This is a genomic window from Bradyrhizobium sp. FW305-F6 (genome assembly GCF_058782905.1).
In genome coordinates, this window is the sequence record NZ_JBYSYD010000004.1 from 746029 (window position 1) to 765109 (window position 19081).

Annotated in this window: 22 protein-coding genes; 15 read left to right on the forward strand and 7 right to left on the reverse strand. The window is 65.4% G+C overall.

Annotated features, from left to right (window positions below):
- Nucleotides 1-143 precede the first annotated feature (143 nt).
- The 5 genes from AC3WLX_RS27955 (at nucleotide 144) to AC3WLX_RS27975 (ending at nucleotide 4768) form a co-directional block, all read left to right on the forward strand.
- Nucleotides 144-1958, forward strand: coding sequence for a long-chain-acyl-CoA synthetase (locus tag AC3WLX_RS27955; protein ID WP_492338379.1), 1815 nt, complete (start codon nucleotides 144-146; stop codon nucleotides 1956-1958).
- A gap of 143 nt (nucleotides 1959-2101) precedes the next feature.
- On the forward strand, nucleotides 2102-2347 hold the full coding sequence (locus AC3WLX_RS27960) for an acyl carrier protein (protein ID WP_015688794.1): 246 nt from the start codon (nucleotides 2102-2104) through the stop codon (nucleotides 2345-2347).
- Nucleotides 2334-3716, forward strand: a complete 1383-nt coding sequence (locus AC3WLX_RS27965; protein ID WP_492338380.1) for a class I adenylate-forming enzyme family protein — start codon at nucleotides 2334-2336, stop codon at nucleotides 3714-3716. Before AC3WLX_RS27960 ends, AC3WLX_RS27965 begins: the two co-directional genes overlap by 14 nt.
- Entirely contained in the window at nucleotides 3709-4431 is a 723-nt protein-coding gene (locus tag AC3WLX_RS27970) for an SDR family NAD(P)-dependent oxidoreductase (protein ID WP_492338381.1), read from the forward strand. The genes AC3WLX_RS27965 and AC3WLX_RS27970 overlap by 8 nt, the downstream gene beginning before the upstream one ends.
- 127 nt (nucleotides 4432-4558) lie before the next feature.
- Nucleotides 4559-4768 carry a hypothetical protein gene (locus AC3WLX_RS27975; RefSeq protein ID WP_492338382.1) on the forward strand — a complete coding sequence of 70 codons (210 nt, stop codon included), beginning with the start codon at nucleotides 4559-4561 and terminating at the stop codon, nucleotides 4766-4768.
- Between the two features lie 68 nt (nucleotides 4769-4836).
- Here AC3WLX_RS27975 and AC3WLX_RS27980 read toward each other — a convergent pair whose 3' ends face one another.
- Nucleotides 4837-5226 (reverse strand): hypothetical protein, encoded by a 390-nt coding sequence (locus tag AC3WLX_RS27980; RefSeq protein WP_492338423.1) that lies wholly within the window; start codon nucleotides 5224-5226, stop codon nucleotides 4837-4839.
- 207 nt (nucleotides 5227-5433) lie between these two features.
- Here AC3WLX_RS27980 and AC3WLX_RS27985 point away from each other — a divergent pair, with 207 nt between their 5' ends.
- Nucleotides 5434-6579: a DUF3095 domain-containing protein gene (locus tag AC3WLX_RS27985; protein WP_492338383.1), complete on the forward strand. Its 1146-nt coding sequence runs from the start codon at nucleotides 5434-5436 to the stop codon at nucleotides 6577-6579.
- A gap of 24 nt (nucleotides 6580-6603) precedes the next feature.
- Here the strand turns inward: AC3WLX_RS27985 and AC3WLX_RS27990 are convergent, their stop codons facing one another.
- From AC3WLX_RS27990 to AC3WLX_RS28000, 3 genes are all read right to left on the reverse strand, one after another.
- The gene (locus AC3WLX_RS27990) at nucleotides 6604-7038 is read right to left on the reverse strand and encodes a DUF2147 domain-containing protein (RefSeq protein WP_492338384.1); all 435 of its coding nucleotides are present in this window, start codon (nucleotides 7036-7038) and stop codon (nucleotides 6604-6606) included.
- 105 nt (nucleotides 7039-7143) lie between these two features.
- A complete protein-coding gene (locus AC3WLX_RS27995; protein WP_492338385.1) occupies nucleotides 7144-8529 on the reverse strand; it encodes an MATE family efflux transporter in 1386 nt (461 codons plus the stop codon).
- Between the two features lie 81 nt (nucleotides 8530-8610).
- Entirely contained in the window at nucleotides 8611-9138 is a 528-nt protein-coding gene (locus tag AC3WLX_RS28000) for a GNAT family N-acetyltransferase (protein WP_291625520.1), read from the reverse strand.
- A gap of 243 nt (nucleotides 9139-9381) precedes the next feature.
- Here AC3WLX_RS28000 and AC3WLX_RS28005 point away from each other — a divergent pair, with 243 nt between their 5' ends.
- The 9 genes from AC3WLX_RS28005 to AC3WLX_RS28045 all read left to right on the forward strand — a co-directional run bounded on the left by AC3WLX_RS28005 (nucleotide 9382) and on the right by AC3WLX_RS28045 (nucleotide 16313).
- Nucleotides 9382-9978, forward strand: coding sequence for a superoxide dismutase (locus AC3WLX_RS28005; RefSeq protein WP_027573470.1), 597 nt, complete (start codon nucleotides 9382-9384; stop codon nucleotides 9976-9978).
- 276 nt (nucleotides 9979-10254) lie between these two features.
- On the forward strand, nucleotides 10255-10512 hold the full coding sequence (locus tag AC3WLX_RS28010; RefSeq protein ID WP_492338386.1) for a hypothetical protein: 258 nt from the start codon (nucleotides 10255-10257) through the stop codon (nucleotides 10510-10512).
- A gap of 2 nt (nucleotides 10513-10514) precedes the next feature.
- The gene (locus AC3WLX_RS28015; protein ID WP_492338387.1) at nucleotides 10515-11270 is read left to right on the forward strand and encodes a metal ABC transporter ATP-binding protein; all 756 of its coding nucleotides are present in this window, start codon (nucleotides 10515-10517) and stop codon (nucleotides 11268-11270) included.
- A 6-nt stretch (nucleotides 11271-11276) separates the two neighbouring features.
- Nucleotides 11277-12146 carry a metal ABC transporter permease gene (locus AC3WLX_RS28020; RefSeq protein ID WP_492338388.1) on the forward strand — a complete coding sequence of 290 codons (870 nt, stop codon included), beginning with the start codon at nucleotides 11277-11279 and terminating at the stop codon, nucleotides 12144-12146.
- Nucleotides 12147-12148: 2 nt separating this feature from the next.
- Nucleotides 12149-13012 carry a metal ABC transporter solute-binding protein, Zn/Mn family gene (locus tag AC3WLX_RS28025; RefSeq protein WP_492338424.1) on the forward strand — a complete coding sequence of 288 codons (864 nt, stop codon included), beginning with the start codon at nucleotides 12149-12151 and terminating at the stop codon, nucleotides 13010-13012.
- A 52-nt stretch (nucleotides 13013-13064) separates the two neighbouring features.
- Complete coding sequence (locus AC3WLX_RS28030; protein WP_492338389.1) at nucleotides 13065-14114, forward strand: CobW family GTP-binding protein; 1050 nt, start codon at nucleotides 13065-13067, stop codon at nucleotides 14112-14114.
- Complete coding sequence (locus AC3WLX_RS28035; RefSeq protein ID WP_492338425.1) at nucleotides 14114-15133, forward strand: WD40 repeat domain-containing protein; 1020 nt, start codon at nucleotides 14114-14116, stop codon at nucleotides 15131-15133. Before AC3WLX_RS28030 ends, AC3WLX_RS28035 begins: the two co-directional genes overlap by 1 nt.
- A 30-nt stretch (nucleotides 15134-15163) precedes the next feature.
- Complete coding sequence (locus AC3WLX_RS28040; protein ID WP_492338390.1) at nucleotides 15164-15880, forward strand: MgtC/SapB family protein; 717 nt, start codon at nucleotides 15164-15166, stop codon at nucleotides 15878-15880.
- A 97-nt stretch (nucleotides 15881-15977) separates the two neighbouring features.
- The gene (locus AC3WLX_RS28045) at nucleotides 15978-16313 is read left to right on the forward strand and encodes a hypothetical protein (protein ID WP_291628857.1); all 336 of its coding nucleotides are present in this window, start codon (nucleotides 15978-15980) and stop codon (nucleotides 16311-16313) included.
- Nucleotides 16314-16426: 113 nt separating this feature from the next.
- Here the strand turns inward: AC3WLX_RS28045 and AC3WLX_RS28050 are convergent, their stop codons facing one another.
- The 3 genes from AC3WLX_RS28050 to AC3WLX_RS28060 all read right to left on the reverse strand — a co-directional run bounded on the left by AC3WLX_RS28050 (nucleotide 16427) and on the right by AC3WLX_RS28060 (nucleotide 19048).
- Nucleotides 16427-17869 (reverse strand): homospermidine synthase, encoded by a 1443-nt coding sequence (locus AC3WLX_RS28050; RefSeq protein WP_492338391.1) that lies wholly within the window; start codon nucleotides 17867-17869, stop codon nucleotides 16427-16429.
- 61 nt (nucleotides 17870-17930) lie between these two features.
- The gene (locus tag AC3WLX_RS28055) at nucleotides 17931-18320 is read right to left on the reverse strand and encodes a RidA family protein (RefSeq protein ID WP_492338392.1); all 390 of its coding nucleotides are present in this window, start codon (nucleotides 18318-18320) and stop codon (nucleotides 17931-17933) included.
- A gap of 140 nt (nucleotides 18321-18460) precedes the next feature.
- Nucleotides 18461-19048, reverse strand: coding sequence for a GNAT family N-acetyltransferase (locus AC3WLX_RS28060; protein WP_492338393.1), 588 nt, complete (start codon nucleotides 19046-19048; stop codon nucleotides 18461-18463).
- Nucleotides 19049-19081: the final 33 nt, after the last annotated feature.

The window sequence follows — 19081 nt, forward strand, 5'->3', positions numbered from 1 at the left end:
CCACCTTGGGCCGGCGGTTTCGCGCTGGCTTGGTAAGGATGACTAGAGTTAATCCCGCACTAACCGGGTTTTACCTTGTCTCTTAACACCTGGGCAGGGCGCGCGGGCTAAGTTGCCGCAAAACCGGCAGACGGCCCGCACGAGTGAACAACATGACCACCGGCGTCATCGAACAGCCGAAAGCGACGCGCGCCTTCTCGGCTTCGAAGATCTGGCTGAAGGCGATCGAGCTCACGGCCCGGATCGAGATGTTGCCGGGGCGTTTGTTCGCCGATGTCGTCGACGATTGGGCGCGACGCCAGCCCGATCGCGCGGCGCTGGTGACCGACGCTGCCACGCTCGACTATGAAGGCTTGTCGAAGCGGATCAACCGCTATGCCCGCTGGGCGCGGTCGGTCGGGGTGGCCAAGGGTGACACCGTCGCGCTGATGATGCCGAACGGCGTTGACTATGTCGCGGCCTGGCTCGGCATCAGCCGGGTCGGCGGCGTGGTCGCGCTGCTGAACACCAAGCTCGTGGGGCAATCGCTCGCGCATTGCATCGACGTCGCCAAGCCCTCGCATGTTATCGTCGCATGTGAGCTGATGCAGCCGCTGGAGAGCGCGGCGCCTCACCTGAAGACGGACGCGAAAGTCTGGACCCATGGCGATGCCCGCCGCGAGCGCGCGATCGACGTCGCGCTTGCCGCCCTCGACGACGGGCCTCTCTCGCCTGAGGAGCATGGCGACGTCACGATCAACGATCGTGCGCTGCTGATCTACACCTCGGGCACCACTGGCCTGCCGAAGGCCGCCAGCATCAGCCACCGCCGCATTCTCAATTGGGGCCTTTGGTTTGCCGGCCTCACCGGTGCGACGCCGCAAGATCGGCTCTACGACTGTCTGCCGCTATTCCATTCGGTCGGCGGCATCGTCGCGCCATGCAGCATGCTGGCCGCGGGCGGCTCGGTGGTGATTGCGGAGAAATTTTCCGCCTCGAACTTCTGGTCCGACATCGTGCGGCACGACTGCACGATGTTTCAATATATCGGCGAGCTCTGCCGCTATCTGCTCAAGGCGGCGCCTTCCGAATACGAGGGCCGGCACCGCCTGCGGCTCGTCTGCGGCAACGGCCTGCGCGGCGACATCTGGGAGGATTTCCAGGCCCGCTTCGCCATTCCACGGATCCTCGAATTCTACGCGGCGACGGAAGGCAATTTCTCGCTGTTCAATGTCGAGGGACAGCCGGGCGCGATCGGCCGCATCCCCCCGCTGCTCGCGCACCGCTTCCCAGCCAGTCTCGTCAGACTCGATCCCGACAGTGGCGCGCCGCTGCGCAATGACGAGGGCTTCTGCATTGCCTGCGCCCGCGGCGAGACCGGCGAAGCCATCGGCCGCATCGGCACCGCCGATGAGGGCGGCGGCCGGTTCGAGGGCTACACCGACGCCGGCGAGACCGAGAAGAAGATCCTGCGTGACGTGTTTGCCAGGGGCGATGCCTGGTTTCGCACCGGCGATCTGATGCGGATCGACGACAAGGGCTTTTTCCATTTCGTCGATCGCATCGGCGACACCTTCCGCTGGAAGGGCGAGAACGTCGCGACATCGGAGGTCAACGACGCCGTGCGCGATTTCCGCGGTGTCGTCGATGCCACCACCTACGGTGTCGCCATTCCCGGCACTGACGGCCGCGCTGGAATGAGTGCGATCGTCGTGAACGAAGGTTTCGACATCGCCGCGCTGCCTGATCATCTCGCGCACCGCTTGCCGTCCTATGCCCGCCCGGTCTTCATCCGCATCTCGCGCGAGCTCGATGCCACCGAGACCTTCAAGCAGAAAAAGGGCGAGCTCGCCCGCGAGGGATTTGACCCGGCCGCGATCTCCGATCCGCTGTTCATCCTCGATCCGAAGTCCGGTGCCTATGTCGCGTTGGATGCCGAGGTCCATGCTCGCGTCAACGACGGTACGATCAAGCTGTAGCGAAACCAAAATCGAGAGATAGGTGCAATTTTATCTGAATTGTCCAAGCAGCCATTTACTTCTGTCGGGTAAACAGACGGCCATGGGGAGGCGGTCATCAAGAGCCGCCGCAACACAAAACGACAATGAAAAGCGAGCCAGCCATGTCGGTAAGGTCAAAGGTCATCGAAGCGATCCAGCAGATCGCCAAGGAACAGCACGTCACGCTTCCCGCGCTCTCGGACGATCTCTCCCTGCACGAGACGGGTTTCGACTCGCTCGCTTTCGCGATCCTGGTCGCGCGCCTCGAGGACGAGACGGGCGTCGACCCCTTCACGATTTCCGAGGACGCTGCATTCCCTGCCACGGTGGGCGATTTCGTGCGGGCCTACGAAAATGTCCCCGCGTGAGATCTTTGCGCTTCGCGACCATCTCGGCGCGGAGCTGAAAGGCCGCACGATCTCCGATGCGCACCATGTCGTGTCGCTAACGGATATCCTGTCGCACACGGTTCTGGGCGGCCGCCTGCGCGAGCTGTCCGGCCGCGCGGTGCTGCTGAAACTGTCAGACCAGCTCCGGTCGGGCCTTGCCATGATCGAGCTCGACGGCATCGCGCGTCGCATGCTGCTCTGTCCGCCCGATCTCGACCCGGCACATCTCGACGCGCTAATCGCGGATGCCGGGATCGATGCGGTTGTGACCGACGAGCCCGATCGCTGGGCGGCGTCCAGCGTGTCGCTGGTCGTCACCGCGCGCTTGCCGCTTCAAGCCACCGATCCTGCCAAATCCGAGCGCGCCACCGAATGGCTGATGCTGACGTCAGGCACCTCCGGGGTGCCGAAGATCGTCGGCCATACGCTGGAAGCGCTGACCGGCGCCATCGTCGCCGAGGGTCCTGCGCACGGACCGGCGCCGGTATGGGCGACGTTCTACGACATTCGCCGCTATGGCGGCTTGCAGATCTTCCTCCGCGCCATTCTCTCGGGCGGCTCGATGGTGCTGTCAGATCCGCATGAAGCGCTCGGCGATCACGTCGCGCGGCTGAACGCGCGCGGCGTCTCGCACATGTCCGGCACGCCCTCGCATTGGCGCAAGCTCCTGATGAGTGGTTCGGCCGCGCAATTCTCCCCGGCCTATGTGCGTCTCTCCGGCGAGATCGCCGACCAGGCCGTGCTCGATGGCCTGAAGGCGGCATTCCCCAATGCTTCCGTCGGCCACGCCTATGCCTCGACGGAAGCCGGCGTGGGCTTCGCCGTCAATGACGGGCTGGAGGGTTTTCCGGCCGGCTATCTCGGCAACCGCAACGGCGTCGAGATGAAGGTCGTCGACGGCTCGCTGCGGATCCGATCGACACGCACGGCCCACGCCTATGTCGGCCGCAACGCGGCGCCGCTCACCGACGCCGACGGCTTCGTCGACAGCGGCGACATCGTCGAACTGCGCGGCGACCGCTACTATTTCGTCGGCCGTCGCGGCGGCATCATCAATATCGGCGGGCTGAAGGTCCACCCCGAGGAGATCGAGGCGGTGATCAACCGTCATCCAGACGTGCGGATGTCACGGGCGAGATCGCGCCGCAGTCCCATCACCGGCGGCATCGTCGTCGCCGATGTGATCCTGGCCGACGGCGCCGATCCGGCCCGCGCGAAGGAGATCCGCGACCAGATCCTGGAGCAGTGCCGCGCCCGGCTCGCCTCCCACAAGGTACCGGCCGTGATCCGCTTCGTTGAGGCGCTCGACGTCACCCCGGCCGGAAAACTGGCGCGTACCGATGCATAACGTTCTCGTCACCGGCGGCAGCCGCGGCATTGGGCTGGCGATCGGCAAGCGCCTCGTCGCTGCCGGCTTCAACGTGATCGCGGCAGCGCGGCGCGAGAGCGAGGAGTTCAAGGCGGCGATCGCCGCCTCCGAAGGGCGTCTGCATTTCCGCGCCTGCGACCTTGCCGTGATCGATGCGATCCCGGCCTTCGCAAAGCTCGTGCGCGACGAGTTCGGCCCGATCTACGGCCTCGTCAACAATGCCGGCCTCGGCACCGAGGGCCTGCTCGCCACCATGCACAATTCCGAGATCGAGGCGCTGGTGCAGCTCAACGTGCTGTCGCCGATCATCCTCACCAAATATGTCGCGCGGCAGATGATGGCCGACGGCGCCGGGCGCATCATCAACATTTCCTCGATCATCGCCACCACCGGTTATAACGGCCTATCCGTCTACGGCGCGACCAAGGCCGCCGCCACCGGCTTCACCCGCTCGCTCGCGCGCGAGGTCGGCAAGCTCGGCATCACCGTGAATGCGATCGCTCCAGGCTTCATCGACACCGAGCTGACGCACAATCTGTCCGACGAAGGACGCAAGCGCATCGCCAGCCGAAGCGCGCTACGCCGCCTGCCCGAGACGGACGACGTCGCGCGCATGGTGGAATACCTTTTGGGCGAGGGCGGCCGCAACGTTACCGGGACGGTGTTCACGATCGACGCGGGCAATACGGCGTAGGCGGAACCCGGTCGTGGCAGTTTGCGTTGATCCGGCGCAATGACAGACAGCCGGATTTGGTCGTAAGATGCCTCGCAATCGATTGGGTTACGTCAATCGATCTGCCCTAATAGAAGGGGAGCAGTCGATGGCCACATCAAACATGACCGCTTCGAGCCAGGGCCGCACGGAGCAATGCCTTCCCAAGCCGGGCGAAGTCCGCTGCCCGCCGATGACGCATCAGAACTCCGGTAGTCACGGCCACGAAATGTACCCGCAGCAATTCGTCCGCCTGGTCGGCTGCCACGATGCCTCCATCGACACCTTGCGCAAGCGCCAGATCGAGAAGCTACATTAAAGCATGATCCGGAAAGTGCGAGCGGCTTTCCGGAAAGATCATGCGCAAAACAACGGCCTTTAGGCGCTTCAGGTCCGATGCTGCTTCGGCAGGTCAATTCGTTCGTGTGAGAATTCCGGCGGCCCTTCGGTGAGGCGACGGATGCGGCGCTCGCGTTCGTCCGCCGGCAACGCGGGATCAAGCAGCGACTCGATCTCGTGCACTGCGATCTCTTCGATCTTGGTGGCGTCCGATGCGAGCGGGTGCACCGGTGTCGGGGCGGGAGGCGCGATTCTCAGGCCCAGCTCGATCAGCTTGCAGATCGCGTCCGAGCGGGTCAGGCGATGAGCTTCAGCCCATTGATCGACGGCGGCGGTCAGCCCCTCGGGCATCTTCACCGCGCTGACCGGATCGACGCCCGTGCGCCGGCGGACCGGAGAGGGCGAGTCCTTCTTGCCGAAATCGGACACCGCAATAATCCCCTGCGCCCCCTGGAGCTGACCGACGATAGCCGCTCTCTCCGGGCCGCCGTTTGATGCCGATCAATGACCCGCGGCGGAATTGCCGCGCGGCCGCATCTTGTTGTCCGGGCCCGTTTCGGCCAATGATTGAAAGGTCCGCCGGCCAGCGAACCCGGATCGATCCTGCCCCGTATTTTTCTTGCATTCCAACCATCCGGCATCCCGATGACCTCAGGCCAATCCTTTTATGGCGGCATTCCCGTCTTCCGAGGCTTCACCAGCCTGATGGATCCCTCACTTTATGCCCCGCTGCCCGACGACTGGAGCATCGGTATTGCCGACATCGTCGATTCGACCAAGGCCATCGCGGCGCAGCGCTACAAGGCGGTGAACATGGCCGGCGCCGCGGTGATCGCGGCGGTGACGAACGCGTTGGAGGGGCGCGAATTCCCCTTTGTGTTCGGTGGCGACGGCGCAAGCTTTGCGGTTGCGGCGGAGGATGTCGAACTTGCCCGCGAGGCGCTGGCGGCGACCGCGACCTGGGTGCGGGAAGACCTCGATCTGACCATGCGCGTGGCACTGGTGCCGGTCAGCGCCATCCGCGCGCAGGGGCTTGACGTGCGCGTCGCCCGCTTCGGGCCGTCAGCCAACCTCTCCTACGCGATGTTCTCGGGCGGCGGGCTCGCCTGGGCCGACGCCGCGATGAAGCACGGCGAGTTTGCGGTCAAGGAGGCGCCGGCCGGCACGCAGCCCGATCTGTCGGGCCTGTCCTGTCGCTTCGAGGTGATTCCGGCCTCACGCGGGTTGATCCTGTCGGTACTGGTGATGCCGGCGCGTGGCGCCGATCCGCACGCCTTCCGCAAGGTGATCGAGGATATCATCCATCTCGTCGAGCGCAGCCCGGACGGTGGCCGCCCGGTGCCGCCGCAGGGGCCGCCGCTGAAATGGCCGCCGCAGGGGGTGGAATTCGAGGCCCGCACCAAGCGCGGCCGTCCGTTGCTCTTTCGTAAGGCCGTCGTGCTGGCCTATAATTTGTTCATCTATCTGGTCATGCGCTTCGACCTCAAGGTCGGGGGCTTCGTGCCCGCGGTCTACAGGCGTCAGGTGGTCGAGAACTCGGACTTCAGAAAATATGACGACGGTCTGCGCATGATCCTCGACTGCACGCCGCAGCTCGAACGCGCGTTGAGTGAGCGTCTCGCGGCGGCCGCGCGCGACGGTATCGTGCGCTATGGCCTTCACCGGCAAGATGCGGCGATGATGACCTGCTTCACGCCGTCGGTGCTGCGCAGCGACCACGTCCACTTCATCGACGGCGCGCGGGGCGGTTACGCCTCGGCGGCGACGGAGCTGAAAGCAATGACCGCGTGAGAAGATCGCGTCCGGGACACGAGACTACCGTCCCGCGCGCGTCCAGGTCTCGCCGCCGCAGAGCGCCCCGACGCAGCCTTCGACCCGCAGCGAGTCCGCGCCCGTCAGGCTGATATTGCTCGCATAGGTGCTGCCATCGTCGGCGTTGTAGATCTGCCCCGACCATTTGTTGGGTCCCACCGGCTCCATGCCGCTGAACAAGGGCAGGCCGATCATCGGACGCCTGGCGAGTGCGGGATTGGGATTCTTGCTGTCGGTGGCGGGCTGGCCGGTCGATGTGTCGTAGGGCTCGCGCAGCCAGACCACGTGGCCGCAGATGCCGCCGCCGCATTTGCTGATCTTCACGCGCGCATCGCCCGCCTGTGTGAGCCAGGTCCCGTCGGCGCTCTGCGCGCGAGCGGCAGATGTGCCAAGCATCGCGGTGAGGAGGACGATGAGAGCTGCGAATCTGGAAGTCATGGAAGGCCTCGAAAATGGAGCGCCTCAATAGCAGCCCGGCGGGATAGTGCAACGCCGGCTGGAATCACATTCCTGCGTTCAACTGCCTGAATGTTCTACCTGCGCTCATTTGCCCCAGCGCACGAACGCGACCGAGGCCGCGGTCGAGAGTCCGAACACGACCATGGCGCCGCCGACAAGCGCGAACAGGGTCCAGGCCGGAGCTTGCGCGCTCATGAGCCCGACGCCGCCGATCGCGACGATCAAGAGCCGCGCGGTGGAGGCGAGCACAGGACCGCCGACGCGCGCGGCGCCCTGCGAGGAGAAGTAAAGCGACACGCCCATCCCGAAGAATACGAAGGCCGGGCCGGCCCAGTGGAAATAGCTGTATGCCGCGGCGGTGACGCCGGGATCACGCGTGAAAAGTCCGACCCACAGCGATGGCGCGAGCGCGACGAGGAGGCCGATCAGGCCGACCGTGAGTCCGGAAGCCGCAGCCGCGGTCCAGGCCACGCGCCGCGCGCGCTTCACATGTCCGGCGCCGATGGCGACGCCGACCATCGGCACCGAGGCGATGCCGAAGGCGAAGGTGATCGGAATCAGCAGGAATTCGAGCCGCGAGCCGATGCCGTAGCCGGCCAGCATCTCGGTGCCGAAGGTCGCGAGGATCTTCGTGAAGATCAGGATGGTGAGCACGGTCTGGAGCGGCGACAAACAGGCCACCGCGCCGACCTTCAGGATGTCCAGGAACATCGCGCGCTCGAAATGAAAGGCGCGGACATCCAGCGGCAGCCGGCTGCGTCCGGACAGCAGATACCAGACGAAGAAGATCGCCGCGCAACTGAACGCGATCAGCTGGCCTGCTGCCACACCCGGCATGCCGAATTGCGGCACTCCGAACAGGCCGAGCCCGAGCGTGCCGCCGAGCGCGATCTGGACCACGCTCGCACCGATCAGAATCGCCGAGGGCAGGCGCATGTCGCCAGTGCCGCGGATCACCGAGGCCAGCGTGTTGACGAGCCAGATCGCGACCGCGCCGGAGAACAGCACCTGCGAATAGCCGACGGCTTCTTCCAGGACGCGCTCGCGGCCGCCGAGCAGCGCGAAGAAGGAGCGGCCAAAGGCAAGCATCATCACCGTGAACAACAGACCGCCGCAGAGGCCGATGATGGCCGCATGCAGCGCCAGCGTCGCGGCGCGGTCGCGATCCCCTGCGCCGAGGGCGCGGCTGATCGCGGAGGAGACGCCGCCGCCCATCGCGCCCGCGCTCATCATCTGCGTCAGCATCGCGAACGGAAACACCAGCGCGATCGCCGCGAGCGGGATGGTGCCGAGCCGACCGATATAGGAGGTCTCGGCCACCGCAACCAGCGTGCTGCCGACCATCGCGATCATGTTGGGGATGGCGAGTCGCAGCAGCGTCGGCAGGATCGGTGCCGTCAGCAGGCTGGCGATGGAGGAAGCGACCGGTGCGCGCGGCGGAATAACGTCTAGGGGGGCGTAGATCGTCATGGTCACCGGGCGGAATATTGGATGATGTTCGACATACTATAGGGCGCGAATCGGCCGGCGCAGCCCTCGCTCACGCAGGGCTCACCACGGCAGGCCGCATAGGTCGATCGTGCCCAGCGTCGGCGCGCGGACGATGTTGAAGACGTAGGGCGCCATGTGGGTGAAGCGGATCCGCCCCTCCGGCTGTTCGCAATAGACCTCGCCCTTGAATGGCAGCCAACTCCGCGTCTCGTAGAACGAAAAATTGTGGGGTTCGCAGAACAGCAGGGCGAAGCGGGCGGCCTCGTTGGCCCTGATCGTGTGCACGGCTGCGTCGATCGCCACGGTCGCATAGCCGCGGCCGCGCCGGTCCTCGCGCGTGCAGACCCCGCCGATACCGCCAATATGGACCTTCTGTCCGTTCCAGGTAACGGTGCGGAAGTAGATGCCGACATGGCAGACGAGACCGTCCTCAGGCGTCTCGATCAGCACGCGCAGGTCGGCATTGGCCCATTTCACGTCAGCCCAAGGCTTGCCCGCGATCAATTGCGGTCCCCAGACCGCCTGATGCAGCGGCTCGGCCATCGGCCACGAGGCGTCGCCGTTCAGAATGTCGATCTCGATACTCATGGCCTCGTCCTTCACAGCTCCGCTTCGTGGCGCGTTCGTTCTGTCGTAAGCGCTTCAAAGGCAATGATATTCCATGACAAGCCGCAGGGTCGATCGACGCTACAGGTTGCGTTCAATTTGTGCATCGGGACGAGACCGCCGCATCACGCCTTTTCGCAAATTCTGAGGTATTTAATGGCGGCGGAACCTTCTATAAGGGGTGACCGTTAGATCTCGTTCCCCACCAGTTGCGGACAAGAAGCCATGACCTTTACGCTGCCCCCACTTCCTTACGCCTATGACGCCCTCGGCCAGTACATGTCGAAGGAGACGCTGGAATATCACCACGACAAGCATCATCAGGCCTACGTCACCAACGGCAACAACGCGCTCAAAGGGACCGAATGGGAAGGCAAGTCCCTTGAAGAGATCGTCAAGGGCTCGTTCGGCAAGAACCCCGCGGTGTTCAACAATGCCGGCCAGCACTACAACCACATCCACTTCTGGAGCTGGATGAAGCCCAATGGCGGCGGCACCAAGCTGCCCGGCAAGCTCGAGAAGAAGATCAACGAGGACCTCGGCGGCTTCGAGAAGTTCAAGACCGACTTCCAGGCGGCCGGCGTCGGCCAGTTCGGTTCCGGCTGGTGCTGGCTCCAGGTCAAGAACGGCAAGCTCGAGATCTCCAAGACCCCGAACGGCGAGAATCCGCTGGTGCACGGCGCCACCCCGATCCTCGGCTGCGACGTCTGGGAGCACTCCTACTACATCGACTACCGCAACCGCCGTCCCGACTATCTGAAGGCGTTCGTCGAGAACCTCGTGAACTGGGAATACGTGGAGTCCCTGTTCGAGAAGGCCTAAGGCCTCGCTGTCATTCCGGGGCGCCCGCAGGGCGAACCCGGAATCCATTCGTCCACTCGGGCTGACACCCGATGGATTCCGGGCTCGGCGCTGATGCGCCGCCCGGAATGACGTAAACAAAGGCGGTCGCGGACGCGGCTGCCTTTCCTTGTCAGGACGTGCATTCCCTCGATCCGAGCCACCCAGTCTTGGGATTCCTCGTCGGATGCTTCGTGCGCCCCGGAATGCCGCCCCGGAGCCGTGGACAGGCGTGATGTTATAATATAACATCCTGCGATGGTTCCAGCCGCGTCCCACGTCCATCGTGACGACCATGCCCCCGCCCATTCTCATGGCCACCATCCGCATGGCCATGATCACAGCCATGCCCATACCCACGCCCATACCCACGCCCATGTCCACGATGCGGCCTCGCCGCATCCGGCCCAGGCGGCGCCCTGGTCGATCCTGCGCATGACCATGGCGGGCCGTCTCGCGGCCGCGCTCGCCGTCTGCACCGTGCTGTGGGGCGTCGTTCTACTGGCGATGAGGTGAGGATGGCAGCGCTCCACTTTCACAACGTCACGCTCGGCTATGACCGGCATCCGGCCGTGCACCATCTCAAAGGCGAAGTCGCTTCCGGCGCGCTGGTGGCCGTGATCGGTCCGAACGGCGCCGGCAAGTCGACGCTGCTGCGCGGCATCGTCGGTATCCTCCCGCCGCTTGACGGCAGCATCCATCTCGGCGGGCTCGACAGCAGGGACATCGCCTACCTGCCGCAGAGCGCGGAGATCGACCGCAGCTTCCCGATCTCGGTGTTCGATTTCGTCGGCACCGGCCTCTGGCGCAAGGCCGGCCTGTTCGGCGGCATCGGCAAGGCCGCGCGCGACCAGATCCTGCGCGCGATCGCCTCCGTGGGTCTCAATGGCTTCGAGAACCGCCCGATCGGAACGCTCTCCGGCGGCCAGATGCAGCGCGTGCTGTTCGCGCGGGTGCTGCTGCAGGACGCGAAGCTGATCGTGCTCGACGAGCCATTCAACGCCATCGACAGCAAGACCACGGTCGATCTGCTCGCGCTGGTCAAAGATTGGCACGCCGAGGGCCGCACCGTGCTCGCCGCACTGCACGACATGGAGATGGTGCGCAACCATTTCACCGAGACGCTGGTGCTGGCGCGCGGCCCCGTGGCCTGGGGTCCGACGGCGGAGGTGCTGACGCCCGAAAACCTGCTGGTCGCGATGCGGATGTGCGAGGCATTCGACGACAGCGCGGCGGCCTGCGCGGCCGATGACATCGGCTCGCGGGCGGCCTGATCTCCGATGCTCCATGATGCGCTGATCGGTCCGTTCACCGAATTCGAGTTCATGCGGCGCGCGCTCGCCGCCGTGATCGCGCTCGCCCTGGCGGGCGCGCCGATCGGCGTGTTCCTGATGCTGCGGCGGATGAGCCTCGTCGGCGATGCCATGGCGCATGCGATCCTGCCGGGTGCAGCGGTCGGCTTCCTGCTCTCGGGCCTCAATTTGTTCGCGATGACGGCGGGCGGCCTGATTGCCGGCTTTACCGTCGCGATCCTCGCCGGCGTGGTCGCGCGCTCGACCGGGCTGAAGGAGGATGCTTCGCTCGCGACCTTCTATCTGGCCTCGCTCGCGCTGGGGGTCACGATCGTCTCGATCAAGGGCACCAATATCGACCTCCTGCACGTGCTGTTCGGCAACATCCTCGCCATGGACGACCAGACGCTGCTTGTGGTCGCCTTCAACGCCACGGTGACCCTGCTGGTGCTCGCGGTGATCTACCGTCCACTGGTGATCGAGAGCGTCGATCCCTTGTTCCTGCGCACCGTCAGCCGCGCCGGGGGACCCGCGCATCTGGCCTTCCTGGCTCTGGTCGTGATCAACCTCGTCAATGGATTTCAGGCGCTCGGCACGCTGCTCGCGGTCGGCCTGATGATCCTGCCGGCCGGCATCGCCCGGTTCTGGTCGCGCGACCTCACGGCGATGATCTGCATCGCCGTCGTCGCCGCGGCGGTCTCCGGCTATGCGGGCCTCGTGCTGTCGTTCCAGACCCGCGTGCCGTCCGGCCCTGCGATCATTCTGGTGGCGACGGCGATCTACGTGATCTCGGTTCTGTTCGGCCGCGTCGGCGGCATCGTCCGGCAGCTGTTTCCCGGCCGGCATCTGGAAGCATGACGATGCGGTTCTTCCTGTTTTGTGCGCTGTTGTTGATCGCCTCGCCGCTGCAGGCCGCGGAGCGGCTCAATGTGGTCGCGAGCTTCTCGATCCTCGGCGACTTCGTCCGCAACGTCGGCGGGGACCGCGTCAACCTGACGACGCTGGTCGGCGCCGACGGCGACGTCCATGTCTACACGCCGGCCCCTGGGGACGCGAAACGGATCGCGGCGGCAAAGCTCGTCTTCGTCAACGGGCTCGGCCTCGAGGGTTGGCTGCCGCGCCTCGTGCAGTCCGCGGGCAGCAAGGCGAAGGTGGTGACCGCGAGCGCCGGCATCACGCCGCTGAAATTGGGGGCGGCTGCCGATCCCCACGCCTGGCAGTCCGTTCCCAACGCCAGGATCTACGTCACCGACATCGCCGATGCGCTGGCCGCGGCCGCTCCTGACGACGCGGAGGTCTTTCGCACCCAGGCCGAGGCCTATTTGGAAAAGCTCGAAGCGCTCGACCGCGAGGTCCGCGAGGCCATGGCGAAAATCCCGCCCGAGCGGCGCAAGGTGATCTCCACGCACGACGCCTTCGGCTATTTTTCCGCCGAATACGGTATCCAGTTCATCGCCCCCCTGGGCGTCTCCACCGAAACCGAGCCGAGCGCGCGGGACATTGCGGCCATCATCGGCCAGATCAAGGCCGCGAGGATCCCGGCGGTTTTCCTGGAAAATATCAGCGACGACCGGCTGATCCGGCGGATCGCGGCCGAGACCGGCGCCAAGGTCGGCGGGACCTTGATTTCCGACGGTTTGACCGGCGAAAAGGGGCCTGCACCCACTTACATTGACATGGTCAGGCACAATATAAAGGCCCTGACCAGCGCGCTTGACCATTAGGGCAGGGCCACCCGCCTCGCGTCGCGCGGCAAGCCCGAAGTCCGGAGTTGTTATGTCTGAAGCGACCTCCCAGAAGATTCCCGTGACCGTGCTGACCGGCTATCTCGGAGCCGGCAAGACCACGCTGCTCAACCGCATCCTGTCCGAAAACCACGGCAAGAAGTACGCCGTGATCGTCAACGAATTCGGCGAGATCGGCATCGATAACGACCTCATCATCGGCGCCGATGAGGAGGTTTTCGAGATGAACAATGGCTGCATCTGCTGCACCGTGCGCGGCGACCTCGTCCGCATCATGGACGGCCTGATGAAGCGCAAGGGCAAGTTCGACGCCATCATCGTCGAGACCACCGGCCTTGCCGATCCGGCGCCGGTCGCCCAGACCTTCTTCGTCGACGAGGACGTGCAGAAGAACGCGCGGCTCGACGCGGTGGTCACGGTCGCCGACGCCAAATGGCTGTCCGCCCGGCTCAAGGATGCACCCGAGGCCAAGAACCAGATCGCCTTTGCCGACGTGATCGTCCTGAACAAGACCGACCTCGTCTCCAAGGGCGAGCTCGCCGAGGTCGAGGCCCGCATCCGCGGCATCAATCCTTACGCGAAACTCCACCGCACCGAGCGATGCTCCGTGGCGCTGGCCGACGTGTTAGATCGCGGCGCGTTCGACCTCGACCGCATCCTCGACATCGAGCCGGATTTCCTGCAGGCCGACGATCATGATCACGACCATGATCATCATCACCACCACGGCCACGACCATCACCACCATGATCACGGTCACGGATTGAAGCACTATCACGACGAGGACATGCAGTCGCTTTCGCTCAAGACCGACAAGCCGCTCGATCCCAACGTGTTCATGCCATGGCTCCAGAACCTGGTGCAGGTCGAGGGCGGCAAGATCCTGCGCTCCAAGGGCATCCTCGCCTTCCACGACGACGACGACCGCTACGTCTTCCAGGGCGTCCACATGATGCTGGAGGGCAACCACCAGCGAAAGTGGAAGGAAGGCGAACCGCGTGAAAGCCGCCTCGTCTTCATCGGCCGCGAATTGCCGGAAGAGGCGATCCGCAAAGGTTTCGAGAGCTGCATCGTCTCGTGATGAAAGAGTTCACGCCGCCGCCGGATTCGGCCTCGATCGTCTCCGTCACCGACCGCGTCAAGCCCATTGCGCTCGGCATGGCCGTGACCTCGGTGCACTTTATCGGGCCACGCGCCGCCTTTGTCGGCGGCGAGGAGAACGTGGCGTTTGTCGACGGCCAGGGTGAGATCACAAAGGTTGCCGTGCACAGCGGCGGCATTCTCTCCACCGCCTCCGACGGCAAGCGCCTCGTGATGGGCGGCGACGATGGCAAGGTCGTGTCGCTCGATGCCAAGGGCGAGGTGACGCTGCTCGCCACCGACCCGAAGCGGCGCTGGATCGACGCGGTGGCGCTGCACGCCGACGGCGCCTTCGCCTGGTCGGCCGGCAAGACGGCCACCGTGAAGAGCGGCAAAGCCGAGGAGAAGTCGCTCGACGTGCCCTCGACCGTCGGCGGCCTCGCGTTCGCGCCGAAGGGCCTGCGGCTCGCGATTGCCCATTACAACGGCGTGACGTTGTGGTTTCCCAACATGGAAGGGTCGGCCGAATTTCTGCCTTGGGCCGGCTCGCATCACGCGGTCAGCTTCAGCCCGGACAACAAATTCCTGGTCACCGCGATGCACGAGCCGGCGCTGCACGGCTGGCGGCTCGCCGACAACAGGCACATGCGCATGACCGGCTATCCCGGCCGGGTCCGCTCGATGTCCTGGAGCGCGGGCGGCAAGGGGCTGGCCACGTCGGGCGCCGACACCGTCATCATCTGGCCGTTCGGCAGCAAGGACGGCCCGATGGGCAAGGAGCCCGCGATGCTGGCGCCGCTCCAGGCCCGAGTCGCGGTCGTCGCCTGCCATCCCAGGAACGACATCCTCGCTGCCGGCTATAGCGACGGCACCGTGCTGATGGTGCGTCTGGAAGACGGCGCCGAGATCCTGGTCCGCCGCAACGGCACGCCCCCTGTCGCCGCGATCGGCTGGAATGCCAAGGGCACGCTGCTCGCCTTCGCCGACGAAAATGGGGATGGCGGGCTGCTGGAGCTTTAATCTGTCATGGTTCCGGCCGTATAGGGGACCATGCGCTTTCTCACGACCTTCCAGCTCGTCGATTTCGCGGACACGCTGGCCAGCCTGACCACCGCCTTCGTGCTGGGCACGCTGATCGGCGCCGAGCGGCAATATCGCCAGCGCACTGCTGGCCTGCGCACCAATGTGCTGGTAGCAGTGGGAGCCGCTGCCTTCGTCGATCTCGCCATGAATCTGGCAGGTGCGGACGGTGCGGTGCGCGTGATCGCTTATGTGGTGTCCGGCATCGGTTTCCTCGGGGCCGGCGTCATCATGAAGCAGGGCATGGACGTGCGCGGGCTCAACACCGCGGCGACGCTGTGGGCGTCCGCGGCGGTTGGCTCCTGCGCCGGGGCCGACATGATCGCGCAGGCTGCGGCGCTGACCGTCTTCGTCATTGCCGGCAACACCATGCTGCGTCCGCTGGTGAACGCCATCAACCGCATTCCCATGAACGAGCAGGCTCTGGAGGCGACGTACTATTTCAAGCTCGCGGTTGCCGCTGACGCTCTTCCTGATATGCGCGACCGACTGGTCGAGAAGCTCGAGGGTGCGAAATATTCGGTGGCCGATATCGATGTGGCCGAGATCGGCGAGGACATTCTGGAGATCGCCGCAAAGCTGGTCGCGACTGCTGTCGATCCCAACGAGCTGAATGCGGTCGCCACCGATCTCCAGCATCTGCCGGGCGTGCGACACGCCACCTGGGAAGTCAGTACGACGGACTAAGCGCGGCGTTTTGGCATGCACATGGGTTCCACCATGCTGCTGACGGAACCCAGGTCGGGCGATTTCGTTGATTCCGCGGACAAAGGCGGTGATCGACATGCCCGGCCAAGACGACAAACGCAAATTGAAGCTCGACCTGACGATTGCAGCATCGCTGTTGGCAGCAGGAATCGTGGTGGCGGTTATGTCCGTCGCCCAGATCCGCGCCGAAAGCCGGATGGAACTGGCGCAGGCAACGCCGCCGCTCCAGGGCACGCCGTCCGAGGACCAGAACAAACCCGCGGAAGCCAAGCCCGGCGGCGATCGGCCGACCACGCCGGCCCCTGAGCCGGCGCGCCCGGATCCGCAGACGCAGGGCGCGGCGACTGCTGTGCAACCGGCACTGCCTCCGGCCCCAGCGGAGAAGATCGCCCCGCCGATCAAGGAGAAGTAGGTTCTCCGCCGTCATTCCGGGGCGCGTGAAGCGCGAACCCGCGTATTGCCGCCCGATGGATTCCGGGCTCAACGTTACGCGTCGCCTCGGACTGACGAGCGGAGAGCTAGCCCTCACCGCACCAGAATGTTCCTGAACTGCCAGGGATCGCTGGTGTCGATATCTTCCGGAAACAGTCCCGGACGGTGCGTCAGCGGCGTCCAGTCGGTATAATAACCCTTCACCGGGCCGAGATACGGCAGCTGGATTTCCAGGAGGCGCTCGAAATCCATCTCGTCGGCTTCGACGATGCCTTCGTTGGGATTCTCCAGCGCCCACACCATGCCGCCAAGCACGGCCGAGGTCACCTGCAGGCCGGTCGCGTTCTGGTAGGGCGCGAGTGCGCGGGTCTCCTCGATCGAGAGCTGCGAGCCGTACCAATAGGCATTGTTCTCGTGGCCGAACAGCAGCACGCCGAGCTCGTCGATGCCGTCGACGATCTCGTTCTCGTCGAGGATGTGGTGCTTCTCCTGCATCTTCGCGGCGCGGCCGAACATCTCGTGCAGCGACAGCACGGCATCGTCGGCGGGGTGATAGGCGTAGTGGCAGGTCGGCCGGTAGATCGCCGTACCCGAGGCGTCGCGCACGGTGAAGTAATCGGAGATCGAGATCGACTCGTTGTGGGTGACGAGGAAGCCGTATTGCGCGCCGCGGGTCGGGCACCAGGTGCGCACGCGCGTGTTGGCGCCGGGCTGCATCAGATAGATGGCGGCGCCGCAGCCGGTTTGGTGGGTGCGCGCATTCTCCGGCATCCATTTCTCATGGGTGCCCCAGCCGAGCTCGGACGGCTGCACGCCTTCCGACAGGAAGCCTTCCACTGACCAGGTGTTGACGAAGACGTCGGGCTCCTTCGGCTTCTTCGAGCGCTGGGTGTCGCGCTCGGCGATGTGGATGCCCTTGATGCCGGCCTGCCGCATCAGATCCGCCCATTCGCCGCGGGTCTTCGGCTTCGGGGCGTTGAGCTTCAGATCGGCGGCGACGTTGAGCAGCGCCTGCTTGACGAAGAAGGAGACCATGCCGGGATTGGCCCCGCAGCAGGAGACGGCCGTGGTCGAGCCCGCCGGGCGTGCGCGCTTGGCGGCTAGCGTCACTTCGCGAAGAGCGTAATTGGAGCGCGCTTCCGGGCCCTTGGAGGCATCGAAATAGAAGCCGAGCCAGGGCTCGTTGACGGTGTCGATGTAGAGCGCGCCGAGCTCGTTGCAGAGCTCCATGATGTCGGTCGAGCCAGTATCGACCGACAGATTGACGCAAAAGCCCTGGCCGCCGCCTTCGGTGAGCAGCGGAGACAGCAATTCGCGATAATTGTCCTTTGTCACGGCCTTCTGGATGAAGCGCACATTGTGCTTCTCGCAATGTGCCTTCCGGCCCTCGTCCTTGGGGTCGATCACGGTGACGCGCGACTTGTCGTAGTCGAGATGCCGCTCGATCAGCGGCAGCGTGCCTTTGCCGATGGAGCCGAAGCCGACCATGACGATGGGACCGGTGATCTTCGCGTAAAACTGCGAGGGAGGGCTCATGGGATGGATTCTCCGGAACGTGCTGGCAGGCAAAGGGTGGGTGGATCCGGCGCCGCGCTCGTCAGGCGCTGCGGCGCTTGGCGGTAACTTCGATCTCGACCTTCATCTCGGGCTTGGCGAGGGCGCTGACGACCAGCAAGGTCGCGGCCGGCCTGATGTCGCCGAGGACCTCGCCGCAGACGGCGAAGTGGGCGTCGATGTCGCTGGCGTCGGTGACGTAGTAGGTCGCACGCACGATGTCGGCCATCTCGAATCCGCCCTCCTTCAGGGCGGCTTCGATGGTCTTGAAGCAGTTGCGTGACTGGCTCGTGACATCGGCGGGCATGGTCATCGTGGCGTAGTCGTAGCCCGTGGTGCCCGCCACGAAGGCGAACTCGCCGTCGATCACCGCGCGGCTGTAGCCGGCGGTCTTCTCGAACGGGGAGCCGGTGGAAATCAGGCGACGGGACATGGGTTGGACCTCGACTAAAGGGGGTGTTTCGCGGGGTTAAAGGGCGTTTCGGCGGCCTGCGCAACCCCAAAGGGCGGGGGGCAGGCCCAGCCGAGCGTTGCCGCTCAGTGCGGCGCGGTCGTCGCTATGACAGCGTTCCCTCAGGCCGCGTGCGCCACAGCGGCGCGAACCGACCTCCGTTTGGGGAGGGCCGCGCCGGTCGGGACGATCATCCCCGCGGCGCAGTCCAGCGCGCCGTCGGCGAACTCGATCGCCAGCAGGCGGTCGCGCTCGAACGGGCCGGGCAGCGCGAGCGCGGCCGTCTTCTCCACCGAGAAGCCGAAGCGCGCGTAATAGGGGGCATCGCCGAGCAGGATCACGGCGCCATGCCCGCGCGCCCGGGCGGCGGCCAGCGCTTGATGCATCAGCGCGGCGCCGATCCCGAGCTCGCGGCAGGCAGGGTCCACCGCCAGCGGTCCGAGGACCAAAGCGGGCCTGCCTCCGGCGCTGACGTGCCACAGCCGCACGGTTCCCACGAGCTTGCCCTCGCGCACCGCCGACAGGGCGAGGCCTGCGGCGGGTGCGCGTCCGTCGCGCAGGCGCTGGCAGGTGCGGCCGTGGCGGTTCTCGCCAAAGCAGGCATCGAGCAGCGCTTCGCGCATCGCGACGTCGGTAGCGCGTTCCGCACGGATCACGAACGGAGCGGCTTTCGAGGTGAGGGCGATCTGTGGCTTCCGAGGAGCGGTCATGGCGCGTCAGTCCCCGCTTGAGCCGGCGTGCGA